This window comes from Geobacillus sp. 46C-IIa (assembly GCF_014679505.1).
Lineage (GTDB): Bacteria > Bacillota > Bacilli > Bacillales > Anoxybacillaceae > Geobacillus.
In genome coordinates, this window is sequence record NZ_CP061474.1 from 2,711,132 (window position 1) to 2,727,579 (window position 16,448).

Genomic DNA, 16,448 nt, shown 5'->3' on the forward strand with positions numbered 1-16,448 from the left:
CTGATCGTTTGGCAGTTTGTGAGCCGAGACAAATGTCAACTATGATTTATATCACAGCTTCAACGTGTGAGAATTTATACAATGAAGGCAGAAAGGGCCAAACGGCGCGGATGTTCGAAAACCGTCGCCTTCTGTTCCAACAAACAGCTGCCACACATTTGTCACATTTTCTGAGCTGTCACGTTTTTGTCACCTTTTTAAAGGAGAGAACGCCATGGCGAACCATTGGATGAAAGATCGCTTAAAAACGGTTCCGTTGTTTCGCGAACTGTCCGATTACGAGCTCGAATCGCTTGTCGCCATTTCCCATGTGCGCGTCTACAAGCCGCGGACGTTTGTCTTTATGCAAGGCGACCCGTTAGAACGCGTCTATTTCATTCATTCCGGCACGGTAAAAATTTATAAAACGGACTTCAGCGGGAAAGAGCAAATCGTCTCGATTTTACAGACGGGGGAAATGTTTCCGCACGCCGGCTTTTTCTTAAAAGGCGCGTACCCGGCTCACGCCGAAGTGGCGGAAGAAGCGACATTGATCGCCATTCCGATCCATGATTTCGAACAAGTGCTGATGGCCAGCCCTGAGCTATGCATGAAACTGTTTCGCGTCATGGGCGAAAAAATCGTTGACTTGCAAAACCGGCTCGAAGCGCAAGTGCTCCATAATACGTACGAACAAATCGTGCTGCTTTTGTTGCGGCTGACGCGGACGAATGCCGTCAAACAAGGGAAGTGGCACCGTCTCACCGCCCATGTGACAAACCGCGAGCTGGCCAACATGATCGGCACCGCCCGCGAAACGGTCAGCCGGACGTTGAGCCAGCTGAAACGGAAAGGGTTGATCAATGTCGACGAACACGGCTTTTATTTGATCGATCAGGAAGGGCTTGAGCAAGAAATCTTTTTCTAATCCCTTTTGTCTAAAATGCGGCTCATCGCGGAAATGGGGATGAATGCCGCTCTCGCCCCGCTTGAGAGCCAGATGGCGAGGGAATGATTGGGCATCGCACGTTCAGAACAAACCATCCATCTTTCTCGAACCAGCGGCAGACACATCGTGTTCCGACCGCATGGTTGTGAGCTATATCACAACATTCAACAATGAAAATGATTATCATAATAGCAAAAAGGAGGGAATGTGGATGGCCACAACGATTGAACTCGATGTGCGCGAAGATTTGCGGCAAAAGCGGGAACCGTTTGAAAAAATTATGAACGCCATCAAGCCGCTGCAGTCGGGTGATACGTTCATTTTACACGCCCCGTTCAAGCCGCTGCCGCTGTTTCCGATTATGAAAGCGAAAGGATTTACGTACGAAGCGGAACAAATCGAAAAAAAACATTGGAAAGTAACGTTTGTGAAGCAGGGGGGATGACCGATGATCCTCGATAACCGCGGACTCGAGCCGCCGCAGCCGATGATGCGGACGCTCGCTGCCCTCGCTAAGCTGAATCCTGGCGAGACGCTGACGATCATTAACGACCGCCGACCGATGTTTTTGTACGAGCAGCTTGATGAGCTTGGCTACCGGCACGAGACGACCGCACGTGAAGACGGCAGCTTTGAAATTCGAATTATGAAAGGATGAGCGCCATGTTTCCGGCCCGCACCGGAACGGAAACGGACATCCGCCTTCCGTTTTCCTTTATCATTTTCGCCGTGCTGGCGTTCGCCGCATCGCAGCTTGTGCTGCTGGCGGGCGTTCCCGCAATGAGCGGCGGCGCGTTCCGGCTGCCGCTCGTGTGGGCGGCGGCCCATTTGGCCTTGCTTGGCTTCGCCTTAATGGCAGCGATGGGGGCGATGTACCAGCTCGTTCCGGTCGCCTTTTTGACACCGATTTGGAGCGAGCGGCTCGGTTTTTGGCAGTTTGCGATCACCGCTCTCGGCATCGTCGCCTTTGCCGCCAGTTTAGCGTTTACGCCAAACCAAGCGTTTCTCTCTGGCTTGCTTCTGCTGTTCGGCATCGTGCTATTTGTCTGGCAAATGGCGATGACATTGAAACAACAAGGAAACAAAACGATCATGACGCTGTTTGTCGCGACTTCCTTGCTGTTTTTGCTGCTGACGGGCGCCGCCGGGACGTTGCTTGCCTTTCACTTTTTCGCCGCCACGGGCGCCAACAGTCATGAAACGGTGTTCGGCCTGCACGTGCTGTTTGGGCTGTGCGGCTGGTTTACCCTGCTCATTATGGGTTTTTCGTATAAAATGGTGCCGATGTTTTCCCTCGCCCACGGCTTTTCGATGCGCCCGGCGCGCTACGTCTATGCGCTGTATACGAGCGGCATGGCGGTGGGATTGATCAGCCTGTTCCTGCCGGGCGAGGCATGGATAGCCATCGGCGCCGCCTTGTTAACAGGCGGATTCGCTCTTTTTGCCTGGCACATTTATGCGATTTTGCAAAAGCGAATGAAAAAGGCGCTCGATCGCCCGTTTCGGTTTTCGTTATTCGCCATCGTCATCGGCCTTGGGCTGCACGTTGCCGCCTTTGCCGCCATCGTTGTCGGCAGCGGACGGTGGCTTGGCATCATTGTTTATCTATTCATTGTTGGCTGGATCTTGTTCAGCATCGTCGGCTATTTGTTCAAAATCGTGCCGTTTTTATGGTGGACCCATCGCTACAGTGAAAAAGTCGGTCAAGGAAATGTGCCGACGTTAAAACAAATGATGAATGAACGGTTGATCACCGTTCAGTGTCTTCTATTCGCTGTTGCCTTGGTGCTCGCCGCGGCGGCGCTGTTGTTTGCCAACACTCGGCTGTTTGCCGCTAGTCAAGCGCTATTTGCTGGACTCAGCGTCTTGTTCGCCGGCACGATTTTAGCGGTCTTGCGCAAATAACGACATTCGCCAGCGGCCCGGCGCCTCAGTGATGGCACTTTGGCAGCCAATCGTCTCATTCGCGAACCAATCCGGCAGCATGTCTTTTTCGCCAAGAACAAGCGTTGGAACACCGAGTCTTCCTAGCCTTTCGAAAATGACAATCAAGGAGGGAGTAAACATGGATATTCGTGAACTCGCCATTCAACAACTGAAAACGGTCATCGATCCGGAGCTCGGCATTAACGTGGTCGACTTAGGGCTGATTTACGACTTACACATTCAAGACGGCCAGATCGATGTGCTCATGACGCTCACCACCCCCGGCTGCCCGCTTCATGATTCAATTGCCGGTGGCGTCAAGCGGGCGTTGGAACAAATCGACGGCATCCGCGACGTGCGCGTCCAAGTGACATGGAATCCGCCCTGGACGCCGGAGCGGATGAGCGAAGAAGCGCTCCGGCAGCTTGGTCATTTTTCCTGAAACGGTCCACTTTTCCATCCCCTTTTAGCCGTTCGCCCGCGTTGGGCGGGCGGTTGTTTCATTGTCCTGCAACTGCTGAACACTCCCCTCCCTTTATTTTTGTATCATATAGAAAAATAGAAAAAACGAGAGCCATCGCTTGGCTATTTAAAGGAAAAACGAATCGAGGCCGCGAATCATACATCAAGAGGTGAGAGCGATGTTTGCCAAAATCGACGAGCTGAAACAACGGTTGGATGCGTTGCGCCCTTTGCCTCCAGGGTTGGTAAAAAACTTGCGGGAATCATTTCGGATCGAATGGACGTACCATTCTAACGCCATCGAAGGCAATACGTTAACCTTGCTGGAAACAAAGCTAGTCGTAGAAGAAGGGATTACCATTGGCGGGAAACAGCTTAAGGAACATTTGGAAGCTATTAACCATGCGGAGGCGATTGACTTTATTGAAGAGTTAGTCGCAAACAAAGAACATTTGACCGAGCACGTGTTGAAACAGGTCCATTATTTAGTATTAAAGAGCATTGACAATGAAAATGCCGGGAAATATCGAACATACAATGTGCGCATTTCCGGCAGCTCGTACACCCCCCCTCACTTTTTGCATGTCCAAGATGAAATGAATCGATTGTTTTCTTGGTATGAAACGAATCAACATGCTCTTCATCCAATCGAACTGGCGGCTCGTTTCCATTTTCAGCTCGTATACATTCATCCATTTGCCGACGGAAACGGACGAACCGCCCGCTTAATGATGAATTTCATTTTAATGCAGCATGGCTATCCGCCCGCTATTGTGAAAGCAAACCCAGAACAGCGCCGGAAGTATTACGAAGCGCTGGAAAAAGCGAGCGTCGAAGGTGAGGCCACTCCGTTCATTCAACTGATCGCCGCATGTGTCGAAGAAAGCTTGCGCCACTATTTGTACGCGCTAGGGATTGAGGGGGAATGAAACAGCTCCATACGAAAAAGACACGGAAGTGAACATCATTCCGTGCCTTTTTCTTCTTGCCCCACTCTGCCAAGCCGACAGCGGTGGTTGGCGTTTGATCGGCTATTCAAGCAACACGTTCCACAACCATGCCATCAAAGGAACGATGACAAAAAAGGCCAAGGCGATGTATCCGAAGCACCGAATCCACCGGGGAAATCCTCGCCAATCGAGGGCTTCCCGCTTCATCGCCCCTCCCGCAGCGATCCGATCCAACTCTTCGGTCGGCGAAAACACCCGGTCATCCATCCGTTGAATCTTTTCTGTCCGTTGTGTTTCATGCCTCTCTTCTTTTCGAGAACCCTCCATGACGCCCCCTCTTCCCCATGATTTTCATAAACAGACCAAAACGATGTTTCCATCCAACAGCCGCTATCCCCAAACGTTCAACCTAATCAGCTTTGATGTTTTCCTCTTCATGATACCGTCTCTTATCGTCAGAAGACATCCATATTTTCCATGCATTTCATGAGAGAGGGCAAATGCACTCCTTGTAAGTTGGACGATGTATCGAAACGATTTGTTCCTCGCTGCCCGCAGCCCCGTCTCATTCTTTCACCCGCAACAGGCGCATGCTGTTGAGTGTCACGAGCAACGTCGCGCCCATATCGGCGAACACCGCGAGCCAAAGGGTGAGCCAGCCGGGGACGGCAGCCACGAGTGCCAGCACTTTAAGCCCTAAGGCGAAGGCGATGTTTTGCCGGATGATGGCAAGCGTTCGGCGCCCAAGGCGGACGGTGTACGGCAGCTGGCGCAAATCGTCGGCCATGAGCACAACATCGGCTGTTTCCAAGGCGGTATCCGTCCCCGCCCCGCCCATCGCCACACCGATATCGGCCGCGGCCAAGGCAGGGGCGTCATTCACCCCGTCGCCGACCATGGCCGTCATGCCGCAACGTTGTTTCAGCTCGCGGATCGCTGTCAGCTTCTCTTCGGGAAGCAGCCCGGCGCGAATATCTGATACGCCCGCTTGACGGCCGATGGCCTGCGCGGTTTGCTCATGGTCGCCCGTCACCATCACCACTTCCCTAACCCCAAGGCGCCGCAGCGCGGCAACCGTTTCCGTTGCGGACGGCCGCAGTTGATCGGCCGCGGCAATAAGCCCCAGCAGCCGATCGGCCGTGCCGATCGCCATCACCGTTTTTCCTTCTTGACGGAAGGCAGCGATTCGTTGTTCCGCTTCATCTGGCAAACGGCCGAGCATGTCGGCGAACAAAGATGGACGGCCGATATAGTACGTTTCGTTTTCGACGACCGCCTTCACCCCTTGACCCGTCAACGACTGAAAGTCATCCACCGGCACGTCAAGAAACGGCACGCCATCTTCTTCCGCTAGGCGGACGACGGCGGAAGCGAGCGGGTGCTGCGATCGTTTTTCGATGGCAGCAGCCACCGCCAGCAGTCGTTCACGGCTTTCTTCATACACAACGACATCGGTCACGGACGGTTTCCCTTCTGTTAACGTCCCGGTTTTATCAAAGGCGACGGCGTCAAACCGCCCGATTTGTTCCAGATATACCCCGCCTTTGATGAGCACACCGCTTCGGGCCGCATGGCCGAGAGCGGTGACGATCGCCACCGGCGTCGAAATGACGAGCGCGCACGGGCAGCCGATGACGAGAACAGCGAGACCGCGGTACACCCAATCAAGCCAATTGCCGCCCACGACAAGCGGCGGAATGACAGCGACGAGCAGGGCCACAATCATAATCAATGGCGTATAATAGCGGGCAAACCGATCGATGAACGCTTGTGACGGCGCCCGCTCGGCTTGCGCCTCTTCGACGAGATCGATCATTTTCGCCAACATCGTTTCATCCGCCCGCTTCGTCACTTTCACTTCTAGAAATCCTTCCTCATTCAGCGTCCCGGCGAACACCGAATCGCCCACCGTTTTTTCTACCGGCAAGCTTTCGCCGGTCATCGCCGCCTCATTGACCGTGGACGCCCCATTGACGACAACGCCGTCCAAAGGAATTTTCGCCCCTGGTTTCACGATCATGACCTCTCCGAGGCGAACGTCTTCGACCGGAACGGTCACTTCCTCCGCACCGCGCTGGATCGTCGCTTCAGCGGGCGCCATTTCCATCAACGATGCGATCGACCGCCGCGCTCGGTCCATCGAGTAGCGCTCGAGCGCTTCACTAATGGCGAACAAAATGACCACGACCGCTCCTTCTTGCCATTCGCCGATCGCCGCCGCACCGAGAATGGCGATCGTCATTAACGTGTTCATGTCCAACTGCCAGCGAACCAAATTCCGCAACCCCGTCCAAAACAGCGAATAGCCGCCGATCGCAATCGCCCCCAAATACATCACAACCGCCAATATCCCCCTGTCCGCCGCATCCGCCGCAACACCAAGCCCAAGCAATCCGGCAGCAACAAGGACGTTCCAGTTCTCTTTCTTCTTCCAAAACGGCTCCCGCCGCATCAGACGCTCGCGTTCTTCGCGAATTTTCAGGCGTTCAAACGCTCCCGCTTGCTCCAGTTCTTCCACCGTCGCCTCCCCCCATACGGTGAGCTTGGCAGCACCGAAATTCACTTTTGCTTCTTTGACGCCAGGCAAGGATTTGACGTTATGCTCAAACTTGGCGGCGCAATTTGTGCACGTCAATCCTTGCACGCGGTATGTTTTGGCCTCGAGCCGATCCAATGTTTGTTCATTCGCCACGGCCTTCCCCCTCTTTCTGATGAGCAAGCGCCACAAGCACCAGCTCGTGGATATGGTCATCATCGAGCGAATAAAAGGCGAGTTTTCCCTCTTTCCGATATTTCACGATTCCTTGTTTATACAAAATGCGCAAATGATGCGACGTCGTTGCTACCGTCGCCCCGATCACGTTCGCCAAGTCACAGACGCACAACTCCTCTTCACCGCAAAGCGCATAGACGATTTTCGCCCGGTTTTCATCGGCAAGCGCCTTGAAAAACGGCACAATCGCGGCAATGTTTTCATCACGAAGCCGCCGCTGAACCCTCTCGACCTTCTCTTCGTCATAACAGTAAACGTCGCACACATCATGACGTTGCATTCCTTCTCGCTCCTTGTCAATATTCAAATATTCGTTTGAATATACAATAGCATATCTCCCCCTTATATTCAAATATTCATTTGAATAAAAAATGTGCTCAAACGAAAAATCCGCCTTTTTTGTTTTTAAAAGGCGGATTCCCTTTTGTGAAGCACGCTTTAGCTGACGACAAACATGTTCGTTTCCTCATTGCCGATTTTGCTTACACATGCTCACGAAACCAGCGCACCGTCTCCAAAAACGCTTCACGCGTCACTTTATGGCCGGCGTGCGGGTCGGTGATCAACTGCAGCCGGTCTTCGTTTCCTTCATAAAGTGGTTTAATTTGCTTATAAAACTCATATGTATAAGCATACGGGACGACTTGGTCGGCTTTCCCGTGCCAGATGAACAGCGGCCGCCCGGCGAGTTTTTCAGGTTGTTTCGATAAATCATAGCGGGCAAGCTTTTCTTTTTCCAACGCCAACAACGTCGGCAGCATCGGAAACTCAATGCGGCGCCGCTGTCCTTCTTCAATCATGGCATCAAAAAAGGCGCCGAAATTCGGGCAGCCCATCAGCGCCACCGCCGCCTTCACCCACGGATAGACGGCGAGCGCGCCGAACGTGACGATTCCGCCCATCGATGTCCCAGCGAGCCCGATCCGTTTTGGATCGGCCAGATCGCGGTTCACAAGGTCGTTTTTCATCTCGTCGATTTCGATGATCGTGCGCACGACAATGTCCCAAAACGACAGCTGCAACTTCCGTTCGCTCAATCCTTCGTCCCGCTCACCGTGAAACAGCGCATCGGGAAGCACGGCGCGATAGCCCGCCTCCGCGAGCAAGTAGGCGAAATGCAAATTATGTTCTTTGGCACTCGTAAACCCGTGAATAAAGAAAATGAGCGGCAGCCGTTCGCCCTGCTTTTCCGGCTTGACAACGTGAAGAACCGGCACTCCGGCCAGCAGTTCTTTTTCAACGATGACCATCGCAGTTCAAACCCCTTCTGTCTTTTTCCATTGCTGTATAGTGTACCATATGGACAGCGATTTTGGAAAAGAGTTACACTATGTAGTGTAAAGAATAACGAAAGCAAAGGAGTCAGACATGAAGCCATATTTAATTGCTTTGGATTTGGATGGAACGCTGCTGAAAGAGGATAAAACGATTTCTCCATTTACCAAAGACGTCATCCGCCGCGTCATCGACGCCGGCCATCTTGTCGTCATCGCCACCGGTCGCCCGTACCGGGCAAGCTGCATGTATTACGAAGAACTTGGCCTTGCAACGCCGATCGTCAATTTCAACGGCGCGTTTGTCCACCATCCACGTCAATTATCCTGGGGCGTGCGCCATTACCCGTTGCCACTTGCGGTCGTCAAAGACATTGTTGAAATCAGTGAATCCTATGGGATCAAGAATATGATGGCCGAAGTGTTAGATGCTGTCTATTTTCACCAACATGACGAGGTGTTGCTTGACATTGTCCGCCTTGGCAACCCGACCGTAGAAATCGGCGATTTGCGCCGCTCGCTCGGCAAAGATCCGACGAGCGTGCTCGTGTACACAGACGATGATCATATTGAGCGGATTCAATCACATTTAGCGAATGTATACGCCAACGTCATCCACCAACGGCGCTGGAGCGAACCATGGCATGTCATTGAAATTATCCGCCATGGCGTCCATAAAGCCGCGGGCTTAAAACAAGTCGCCGACTACTTCGGCATCCCAAAGGAGCGCGTCATCGCCTTTGGCGATGAAGACAACGACCTCGAGATGATCGACTGGGCCGGTCTCGGTGTAGCGATGGGCAACGCCATCGAACCGCTGAAAACCATCGCCGATGATGTGACAAAAACGAATGAAGAAGATGGCATTGGCGTTTATTTGCAAGAAATCCTGGGACTATAACGCCACCCATTCGTTCCTTCTCCGCCTTTTCGCCGCATCGAGCCAGCGCTGGGATGCAGCGGTTTGTAACGAATTTCCTTACTACTGTTCCCCCCGTGCGGTTACACTATACATGACGCAACAGGCGTCTTCATTTTTTAAAGGGGGAATCCGTCATGGGCAAACGAAACAAATCGAAGCGTTTCGTCCAGCAGAGCGTCGATGCGGTTGAACGGCATGACAAGCGAATCCCTTATCACTTGACGTACGCCGAAGCGGAAGCGCGCAAAGCGGAAAAAGCAGTGGAAACGTCGCTTGGGGGCGTATAGCGATGGGCAATCGTCTGTTTCAAGAGGCGCGTAAAGCGGTCGCCCAAGCGAAGCAAGCGGTTAACGGTGAAATCGACATGAACGTCGACCGCGCCATTGCCATCGCCAAAAACGCTTTGTCATCTGCCTATGCGCATTCCAATACGGCGGAAAAAGCGCAGTTGCGTCAATTTCAAGCTGAGCTTGATGAGCTCACTCAATAACAGCTGCGGGCTTCCCGCAGCTGTTTTTTCTCCCTCCTTCGCTTCTCCATTGTATTCCGTCCGGAAAACCGCTACACTAAAGAAAGACATAAATCGCTGTTCATCGGCCCATTCTGCCGATGCGGCTATATACAGTCAGTTCGCAAACAAGAAAAGGGGGACGAGAACCATGTCCGTTCAAATCATCACCGACAGCGGGGCGGACTTGCCGCAATCGTACATCCGCGAGCATCACATCGCCTTTTTGCCGCTTGTCGTCCATTGGAGCGGCCAAGACTACGAAGATGGGGTGACGATCGCACCGAAACAAGTGTATGACGCCATGCGCCAAGGACACGCGGTGAAAACGGCCCAACCGAGCCCGTTGGCGATGAAGGAGCTGTTTTTGCCGTACGCCAAAGAAAATCGGTCATGCTTATACATCGCCTTTTCTTCGAGATTATCCGGTACATACCAGACCGCCATGACCGTCCGCAACGAACTGCTTGAGGAATACCCTGAGTTTCGCCTGACGATCATCGACTCGAAATGCGCTTCGCTCGGCCAAGGGCTCGCCGTTATGAAAGCGGTCGAGTTGGCGGAGCAAAACACGCCGTACAACTTGCTTTGTGAAACAATCGAGGCGTACTGCCGCCATATGGAACATATCTTCACCGTCGACAATCTCGAATATTTGGCGCGCGGCGGCCGCATCAGCAAAACCGCGGCGGCCTTCGGGGGCTTGCTCAACATCAAGCCGCTCCTCCATGTCGAAGACGGTGCCCTCGTTCCGCTTGAAAAGCTGCGCGGACGGAAAAAAGTGTTGAAACGCATGGTCGAGTTGATGGGCGAGCGCGGCGATGACTTGCAAAAACAAACGATCGGCATCAGCCATGCCGATGATGAAGAAACAGCGCTTGAACTGAAGCGGATGATCGAAGAAACGCACGGCTGCACGCACTTTTTCCTCTCCGACATCGGCAGCGCCATCGGCGCTCACGCCGGACCGGGGACGATTGCTCTGTTTTTTCTGAATCAATACATGGAAACCTGACGACACCCCCTAGAAGCGAAACAGAGGCGCCTGCCCAACACAGGCGCCTGTCCCCACCACCGAAGTTGATCAAGAAGATTGTAGTAGTACGTTTTGGACCGCATCCGCCCATCCGTGAAAATGAGTCGCTGCTCCTCAAACCGATTCAAATAGCGCCGAACCGTCCCTTCCGGCAAACTAGTCAACTCCGCCATCCGTTTGGCGGTAAAAATCGGGTGTCGGAACATGACATTGACAACGATTTGAATATAGCGGCATTCCTACTTCCCCTTTCCATAAACTACCTCACCGCATTTCAATATCGTTCCTTTCCATTTGCCCATACTAATGGCGAATGACCGAAGCAAAAGGAGGACGACTGATGGCAAACACAAGCGACAACGACAAAAAAGCGCGCGACAACCAAGCGAAGCGCCACGAGAAAAACATGATGCGCGAGAAAAACCGCGAAGCTGGGAAGTTTGCGTATTCGAAGAAGACGAATCATTTATGACAGGCGCAACGAAAGGCGGATCGAACCGCCTTTTTTGTTTTGCTTTCTTCATTTCCGCATAATCCTATATTCCCGATCCAAAGACGAAACGGACCTTCTAGTCCTTTGCTTATGGTTGCCTTCCTTCCCACCATTTTCTATAATGAAAGTACATCACACGCCCGGGAGGTCGCATATGTCGAAAGAAAGCTCGTTTGATATTGTCTCCAAAGTCGATTTGGCGGAAGTGGCGAACGCCATCAACATCGCGATGAAAGAAATCAAAACGCGCTATGACTTTAAAGGAAGCAAAAGCGACATTTCGCTCGAGAAAGACGAGCTTGTTCTCATCTCCGACGACGAGTTTAAGCTTGAGCAGTTGAAGGACGTTCTGATTGGCAAGCTCATTAAGCGCGGGGTGGCGACGAAAAACATCCAATACGGCAAAATCGAGCCGGCCTCAGGCGGCACGGTGCGCCAACGCGCCAAGCTCGTCCAAGGGATCGACAAAGAGAACGCGAAAAAGATCAATACGATCATTAAAAACACGGGGCTGAAAGTGAAAAGCCAAGTGCAGGACGACCAAATCCGCGTCAGCGGCAAAAGCAAAGATGACTTGCAAAAGGTGATCGCCGCCATTCGCGAAGCGGATTTGCCGATTGAGGTGCAGTTTGTGAATTATCGTTAATTGCGGATGAGAGAATTCTCAATCCGCTTTTTTGTTTTACAGGCAGAACGCTCGAAGATCTTGATTTCAGAAAAAATGGAGATCTTTCAATTCTTTCTTTTTGGAGAAATAGGATCAGCATCATTTTTTGTTTTTGCCAATCGCACCGAGCGGAGCGAAAAACTTGTTTTTAACCAGCCTTACAAGAAATTTGAAAGAAAAGCTAGACGACACGTTTCTTTTATTGCGAGGTGGATCGTCCTGGAATCGGGCAAAAAGCGATCGCATAATATCGGCGGCCGAGCCGCAAACGGACTCTACATGCCAACGGTCGCCCGCCCGATCAGCACACCAAGAACAATGATGACCAACGCCGCGCCCGCGATCGGACCGACAAGGCGCATCGCCTCTCCTTCCTCACCAGGGCGTCCGACCGTTGAGGCGACGAGCGCGATTCGCGCTGGGGACGCCATCGTCATATTGGAAGCGGCGACGTTTTGCGCGGCGGCGTACCAGATGGCCGGCTCGTGCAATTGATCGGCCATCGCCCGCTGAAACGGGGAAAACATGGCATTCGCCGCGCTGTTGCTTCCGCTCGTCCAGCCGCCGAGCGCCCCGACGAGCGGCGACACGGCAAGAAACGCCGATTCCGTCCAAGTGGCGGCTTGTGTGGCCAGCACGCCCATCATTCCTGACCCGTCCATCACCGACGACATCGCAATAAACCCCGTTGTCGCCACAGCAGCAGGAAACACTTGTTTCAACGTCTTCCGAATACAAGCCAATCCTTCGTTCAAGCGAAGGCGATACAATCCAAATGCCACAATGACAGCGAGACATAAGGCAAACCCGGGGCTGTACAAAAGCTCGAGGCGGAAGCCATAGGCCGGCCACTGCCAAACTCCGACCGTAGTGGCAATATGCCGGACTTCAGGAAAGAAATGGGTGATGAAAATATAGCCGATCAGCACAAGATAGGGCCATAACACTTTCCCGAGCGGCTGCCGTTCTTCCCTTTCTTCCCTTTCTTCTGCTTCCTCCTTGCGTCTGCCAAAATATGCTTGGCACTGCCAATACCCGATAAGAACCAGCGCCGCCGTCCCGCCTGCAGCCGCCCCGGCCAGCTCAACCGACACATAGGCGCTGACCGCCCATGTCACTAATGCCAAGCTGACAAACACGATAACGATATCACCGAGATGCATGCGAATCGACCGCCATCCTCCACTGATCACAACGACCGCACAGGCGTAAAACAAATAGAGTGGGATATGAAGCCAGGCGCTGTATTCGCCAAGCTCGCGAAGCGGAACGCCCGATAGTTCGGCATTGATGACCGTGCCGATGGCGAGCGCCCCCCATGGCACAGCTGATTGGGTCAAGAGCGCTAATGTCATCGCCTTGCGGGCTGGAAACCCAAGCGCCGTATAAAGCGGCGCCGTGATGACCACAGCTAATCCAAAGCCGCTGACCGCCTCCAAAAATGGGCCTAACGCCGCTGACACCAACAGCGCTTGCTGCGATTTTGTCCGGCCGAAATAGGAAAGCCAGGCGGAAAGCGTCCTAATTGCTCCCCCCGCTTCCAACACATGATGCAAGAGCAGCCCAAACACAAGCACATACACCACGATCAACGCCAGAAGCACGCCGTACATGGTAAAATGCATGACCTCACCGGCCGAAGCATGAAATGGAAACAAAGCGAGCCCCACCGCCAGCGCATAACAGCCGAGCGCCGCATTCATCGCTGACATCTTCCGCCATCCAATCGCGGCCAACGCCCATAAAAGCGGCAGCGCCGCCAGCAGCCAACGGATCGCGTCCCCCACTTTTTTCTCCTCTCCCCTCAATCTATTTATCCACTATAGTGTATATTACCATCTTATTTTTTTACTAAAGAGTATGTCAAGACAAAAAATTCTACGATCGTGTACAATATAACAAAAGGAGGAACACGATCATGACCTTTGCTCACAATGTACGCGCCGTCCGAAAACAAAAAGGGCTGACACTTCAAGCATTATCAGAACGGTGCGGCGTCAGCCGATCGATGCTGTCGCAAATCGAGCGAGGCGAAAAAAACCCGACAATCCAAGTCGCCTGCCAAATCGCCGCCGGATTGGGGGTGACACTATCCGAACTTCTTGGCGAACACGAACCGAAGGAAATCATCATGATCAAAAAAGAGGAGCGATACGTGTACTGCGATGAGGAGAGCGGCTTCGAGCGCCATCTTCTTTCCCCCGTTTTTCCGGGGCAGCCGATCGAATTCATTCTCAACATCATTCCGCCCGGCCAACAATCGGGAGTGTTTCCGCCCCACCCGAAAGGCACAAAAGAATATATTGCCGTCGCCGCCGGAACATTGCGCATCGTGCTGGGAGATCGTCACTATGACTTGCGCGAAGGGGACTCTCTTTATTACGACGCCGCCTGCGAACATCAGTTGATCAACACGGGCCAAGAAGAGTGCCGCTATTATTTGATTATTCACTCGCCTGCTTCGAAAACATGATTCACAATGACCGATATCCAAGACGCTGTGGTTTTTTGATTTTTGCCGTCACATGGCAAGAAATCACAACATCGATGGCGAATATAAAGACAGGACCTTTCTTTGACGGGGGAATGTGAATGAACATCAGCCAAGAATATTTGCGGGTGGTGCGCGCGCGCTTTCTCGACATGAAAAAGACCGCCGAACGGGCTATAGGCCAATGTTCGGAGGAACAGCTGTTCCATTGCTTTCATGAGGAGACAAACAGCATCGCCATCATTGTCAAACATATGAGCGGAAATATGGTGTCGCGCTGGACAGACTTTTTTTCATCGGACGGGGAAAAAACGGACCGAAACCGCGATGATGAGTTTATCCATGACTTCCATACGCGCAAAGAAGTCATGGATTGCTGGGAAAAGGGGTGGTCCACTTTCTTTCAGACGCTGAATGAACTGCAAGAAACGGATTTGTTGCGGACGGTCACGATCCGCGGTGAACCCCATTCTGTCATCGAAGCGATTGAGCGGCAAATGTACCATTATTCGTATCATATCGGACAAATCGTCTATGTCGCGAAACAACTGAATGCAAACAACTGGAAAACACTGACCATACCAAGAAGTCGAAAAACAACATAGGCAACTCCTTATTCGAATCATCTTGCCAACGCCATCCGCCCCTTGGCGCCGTCAACCAATAAAGGCGGATGGCTTTTTTGCGGTTTGACATTCCTTCACAATCATACCGCTTTATCAGGGATCGTGGTCAGCGTCTAGAAAGTTTCACAATGCCGGCCAGCAAACAAACCATCCCCGCTCCCCATGCCATCCCCGCCTTGCCAAGAAGGAGGGAGATTTCTTCAGATGCCTGCACATGAGCAAGGTCAAAAGACATCGCCTTCAGCGCAAAGAAAACAGCCAGAGCCTGCAACAAAAGATGGGCCAATATCCACACAAGCGCAAGGCGTTGCTCTCGATTCTTTCGCCAAAGAACAACGATTGTCGCAACCGCAATCAACATGACAACCGAAAAGCCGCCGATGAGCATATCCATCACATTTTCTTCCATAGGCAAATGCTTGAGCAACGTTCCCTCCTCCTTTTTTCATGTCTTTCTATTCTTCTTCCCTTCGTCCGATCCCTTCTTTTATGAGGGAAAGAAGGCAAAGACGCCGCCGCATGGCCTTTTTCTTTCCCGCGGGCTAGGGAAGCGACGCAACCCTTTTCTCCAATGAAAAGCAGGCGCCCATCCCCTATTGCAGGGGACAGCGCCTGCTTAATGATTTTTGATGCATCTTAAACTCTAAAAACAGCTCGTTGTAGTAGGCGAGCATCTGTTTCCCCAAGTTTTCGTACACTTCCAAGCGCCCTGCCGAATCCAAATCAGGATGAATTTGAAAAGCATCAAACCCGGCCGCGGCCCGTCGATACAGGGACTCTTCGGCAGCATCGCCGCTGTATTGTTCGGAATCTTTTGGATGGTGATGGCGTTCTCCATCACTGCGGACTCGCCGTTTCCCGCCGCCCGCTTTTTTCCGTTTTTCGGCCTTGCGCCGATCGCCATCGGAGCCGTGCAAGCAATTTTCCCTTACAAAAGCGCGACGGGAAAACAACGCATGTCCTTGTTGGACATTGTCGACAGCGAGGAAGAACCCGGCCCGATGAACATCCGATTTGGAGGTGAAGCGAAAACAAACATCGCCCTTATTGCGGCGGGCATGTGCAGCACGATTTTCAATTTTGCCCCCAATGTGGAAAAGAGCTTCTCCGCTGATCCGAGAAGCTCTTTTTTGAAATTTCCTTGCTTCACCGTATTGAATAATTTCGAAAAATACATTAAATTATATAGTAATAGTCAAAACCAAACGCAACAACTGCATACGGACATTCTTATCAAGAGAGGGGGAGGGACTGGCCCGGTGAACCCTCAGCAACCTGGCCGCGGCCAAGGTGCTAAATCCAGACAGGCAACAGCCTGGAAGATAAGAAGAAGCGAACGGAAAGTCTTCTTCTTAGAAGGCTTTTTTCTTTTACTTGTGAAGAAACGGGGGA

At 52.4% G+C, this 16,448-nt stretch carries 20 protein-coding genes, 3 pseudogenes and 1 riboswitch; of the genes and pseudogenes, 15 read left to right on the forward strand and 8 right to left on the reverse strand.

Annotation, left to right across the window (positions count from 1 at the left end):
• Positions 1-214: 214 nt before the first annotated feature.
• The 6 genes from IC803_RS13480 (at position 215) to IC803_RS13505 (ending at position 4,245) form a co-directional block, all read left to right on the forward strand.
• Entirely contained in the window at positions 215-907 is a 693-nt protein-coding gene (locus tag IC803_RS13480; RefSeq protein ID WP_081207789.1) for a Crp/Fnr family transcriptional regulator, read from the forward strand.
• 232 nt (positions 908-1,139) lie between these two features.
• Positions 1,140-1,373: a DUF2249 domain-containing protein gene (locus IC803_RS13485; RefSeq protein WP_081207788.1), complete on the forward strand. Its 234-nt coding sequence runs from the start codon at positions 1,140-1,142 to the stop codon at positions 1,371-1,373.
• A 3-nt stretch (positions 1,374-1,376) separates the two neighbouring features.
• Positions 1,377-1,586 carry a DUF2249 domain-containing protein gene (locus tag IC803_RS13490; RefSeq protein ID WP_081207787.1) on the forward strand — a complete coding sequence of 70 codons (210 nt, stop codon included), beginning with the start codon at positions 1,377-1,379 and terminating at the stop codon, positions 1,584-1,586.
• On the forward strand, positions 1,583-2,833 hold the full coding sequence (locus IC803_RS13495) for a hypothetical protein (protein WP_081207786.1): 1,251 nt from the start codon (positions 1,583-1,585) through the stop codon (positions 2,831-2,833). Before IC803_RS13490 ends, IC803_RS13495 begins: the two co-directional genes overlap by 4 nt.
• A 160-nt stretch (positions 2,834-2,993) precedes the next feature.
• Entirely contained in the window at positions 2,994-3,296 is a 303-nt protein-coding gene (locus IC803_RS13500; protein ID WP_081207785.1) for a metal-sulfur cluster assembly factor, read from the forward strand.
• Between the two features lie 199 nt (positions 3,297-3,495).
• On the forward strand, positions 3,496-4,245 hold the full coding sequence (locus IC803_RS13505; RefSeq protein ID WP_081207784.1) for a Fic family protein: 750 nt from the start codon (positions 3,496-3,498) through the stop codon (positions 4,243-4,245).
• A 102-nt stretch (positions 4,246-4,347) separates the two neighbouring features.
• On the opposite strand, the gene IC803_RS13510 is transcribed toward IC803_RS13505, so the two are convergent.
• The 4 genes from IC803_RS13510 to IC803_RS13525 all read right to left on the reverse strand — a co-directional run bounded on the left by IC803_RS13510 (position 4,348) and on the right by IC803_RS13525 (position 8,289).
• Complete coding sequence (locus IC803_RS13510) at positions 4,348-4,593, reverse strand: hypothetical protein (RefSeq protein WP_081207783.1); 246 nt, start codon at positions 4,591-4,593, stop codon at positions 4,348-4,350.
• A 238-nt stretch (positions 4,594-4,831) separates the two neighbouring features.
• Entirely contained in the window at positions 4,832-6,958 is a 2,127-nt protein-coding gene (locus IC803_RS13515) for a heavy metal translocating P-type ATPase (protein WP_081207782.1), read from the reverse strand.
• Positions 6,948-7,319 (reverse strand): ArsR/SmtB family transcription factor, encoded by a 372-nt coding sequence (locus tag IC803_RS13520; protein WP_081207781.1) that lies wholly within the window; start codon positions 7,317-7,319, stop codon positions 6,948-6,950. Before IC803_RS13520 ends, IC803_RS13515 begins: the two co-directional genes overlap by 11 nt.
• 202 nt (positions 7,320-7,521) lie before the next feature.
• Positions 7,522-8,289, reverse strand: coding sequence for an alpha/beta fold hydrolase (locus IC803_RS13525; RefSeq protein WP_081207780.1), 768 nt, complete (start codon positions 8,287-8,289; stop codon positions 7,522-7,524).
• Between the two features lie 118 nt (positions 8,290-8,407).
• On the opposite strand from IC803_RS13525, the gene IC803_RS13530 reads away from it, so the two are divergent.
• The 4 genes from IC803_RS13530 (at position 8,408) to IC803_RS13545 (ending at position 10,758) form a co-directional block, all read left to right on the forward strand.
• On the forward strand, positions 8,408-9,214 hold the full coding sequence (locus IC803_RS13530; RefSeq protein WP_081207779.1) for a Cof-type HAD-IIB family hydrolase: 807 nt from the start codon (positions 8,408-8,410) through the stop codon (positions 9,212-9,214).
• A 155-nt stretch (positions 9,215-9,369) separates the two neighbouring features.
• A complete protein-coding gene (locus IC803_RS13535) occupies positions 9,370-9,522 on the forward strand; it encodes a hypothetical protein (RefSeq protein ID WP_165570920.1) in 153 nt (50 codons plus the stop codon).
• Positions 9,523-9,524: 2 nt separating this feature from the next.
• Complete coding sequence (locus IC803_RS13540; protein ID WP_081207778.1) at positions 9,525-9,725, forward strand: DUF3813 domain-containing protein; 201 nt, start codon at positions 9,525-9,527, stop codon at positions 9,723-9,725.
• A gap of 169 nt (positions 9,726-9,894) precedes the next feature.
• Positions 9,895-10,758 (forward strand): DegV family protein, encoded by an 864-nt coding sequence (locus tag IC803_RS13545; RefSeq protein ID WP_081207777.1) that lies wholly within the window; start codon positions 9,895-9,897, stop codon positions 10,756-10,758.
• 59 nt (positions 10,759-10,817) lie between these two features.
• Here the strand turns inward: IC803_RS13545 and IC803_RS18535 are convergent.
• Positions 10,818-11,006 (reverse strand): annotated as a pseudogene (locus IC803_RS18535) (Fic family protein); the annotation flags it as partial.
• Positions 11,007-11,119: 113 nt separating this feature from the next.
• Here IC803_RS18535 and IC803_RS13550 point away from each other — a divergent pair.
• Positions 11,120-11,251: a DUF3941 domain-containing protein gene (locus IC803_RS13550; RefSeq protein WP_081207776.1), complete on the forward strand. Its 132-nt coding sequence runs from the start codon at positions 11,120-11,122 to the stop codon at positions 11,249-11,251.
• Between the two features lie 175 nt (positions 11,252-11,426).
• Entirely contained in the window at positions 11,427-11,918 is a 492-nt protein-coding gene (locus IC803_RS13555; protein WP_033843246.1) for a YajQ family cyclic di-GMP-binding protein, read from the forward strand.
• 296 nt (positions 11,919-12,214) lie between these two features.
• On the opposite strand, the gene IC803_RS13560 is transcribed toward IC803_RS13555, so the two are convergent.
• On the reverse strand, positions 12,215-13,726 hold the full coding sequence (locus IC803_RS13560; RefSeq protein WP_158083282.1) for an L-lactate permease: 1,512 nt from the start codon (positions 13,724-13,726) through the stop codon (positions 12,215-12,217).
• Between the two features lie 131 nt (positions 13,727-13,857).
• Between IC803_RS13560 and IC803_RS13565 the strand changes: the two genes are divergently transcribed.
• Both IC803_RS13565 and IC803_RS13570 read left to right on the forward strand, forming a co-directional pair.
• Entirely contained in the window at positions 13,858-14,412 is a 555-nt protein-coding gene (locus IC803_RS13565) for a helix-turn-helix domain-containing protein (RefSeq protein WP_081207774.1), read from the forward strand.
• Positions 14,413-14,531: 119 nt separating this feature from the next.
• Positions 14,532-15,035 carry a DUF1572 domain-containing protein gene (locus tag IC803_RS13570; RefSeq protein WP_081207773.1) on the forward strand — a complete coding sequence of 168 codons (504 nt, stop codon included), beginning with the start codon at positions 14,532-14,534 and terminating at the stop codon, positions 15,033-15,035.
• 127 nt (positions 15,036-15,162) lie between these two features.
• Here the strand turns inward: IC803_RS13570 and IC803_RS13575 are convergent, their stop codons facing one another.
• Together IC803_RS13575 and IC803_RS18250 are read right to left on the reverse strand one after the other, a co-directional pair.
• Complete coding sequence (locus IC803_RS13575) at positions 15,163-15,483, reverse strand: hypothetical protein (protein ID WP_081207772.1); 321 nt, start codon at positions 15,481-15,483, stop codon at positions 15,163-15,165.
• Between the two features lie 166 nt (positions 15,484-15,649).
• Positions 15,650-15,793 (reverse strand): annotated as a pseudogene (locus tag IC803_RS18250) (hypothetical protein); the annotation flags it as partial.
• Here IC803_RS18250 and IC803_RS18540 point away from each other — a divergent pair.
• Positions 15,791-16,170, forward strand: a pseudogene (locus tag IC803_RS18540) (zinc-ribbon domain-containing protein). The pseudogenes IC803_RS18250 and IC803_RS18540 sit on opposite strands and share 3 nt — an antisense overlap.
• A 113-nt stretch (positions 16,171-16,283) precedes the next feature.
• Positions 16,284-16,385: riboswitch (SAM riboswitch) on the forward strand.
• Positions 16,386-16,448: the final 63 nt, after the last annotated feature.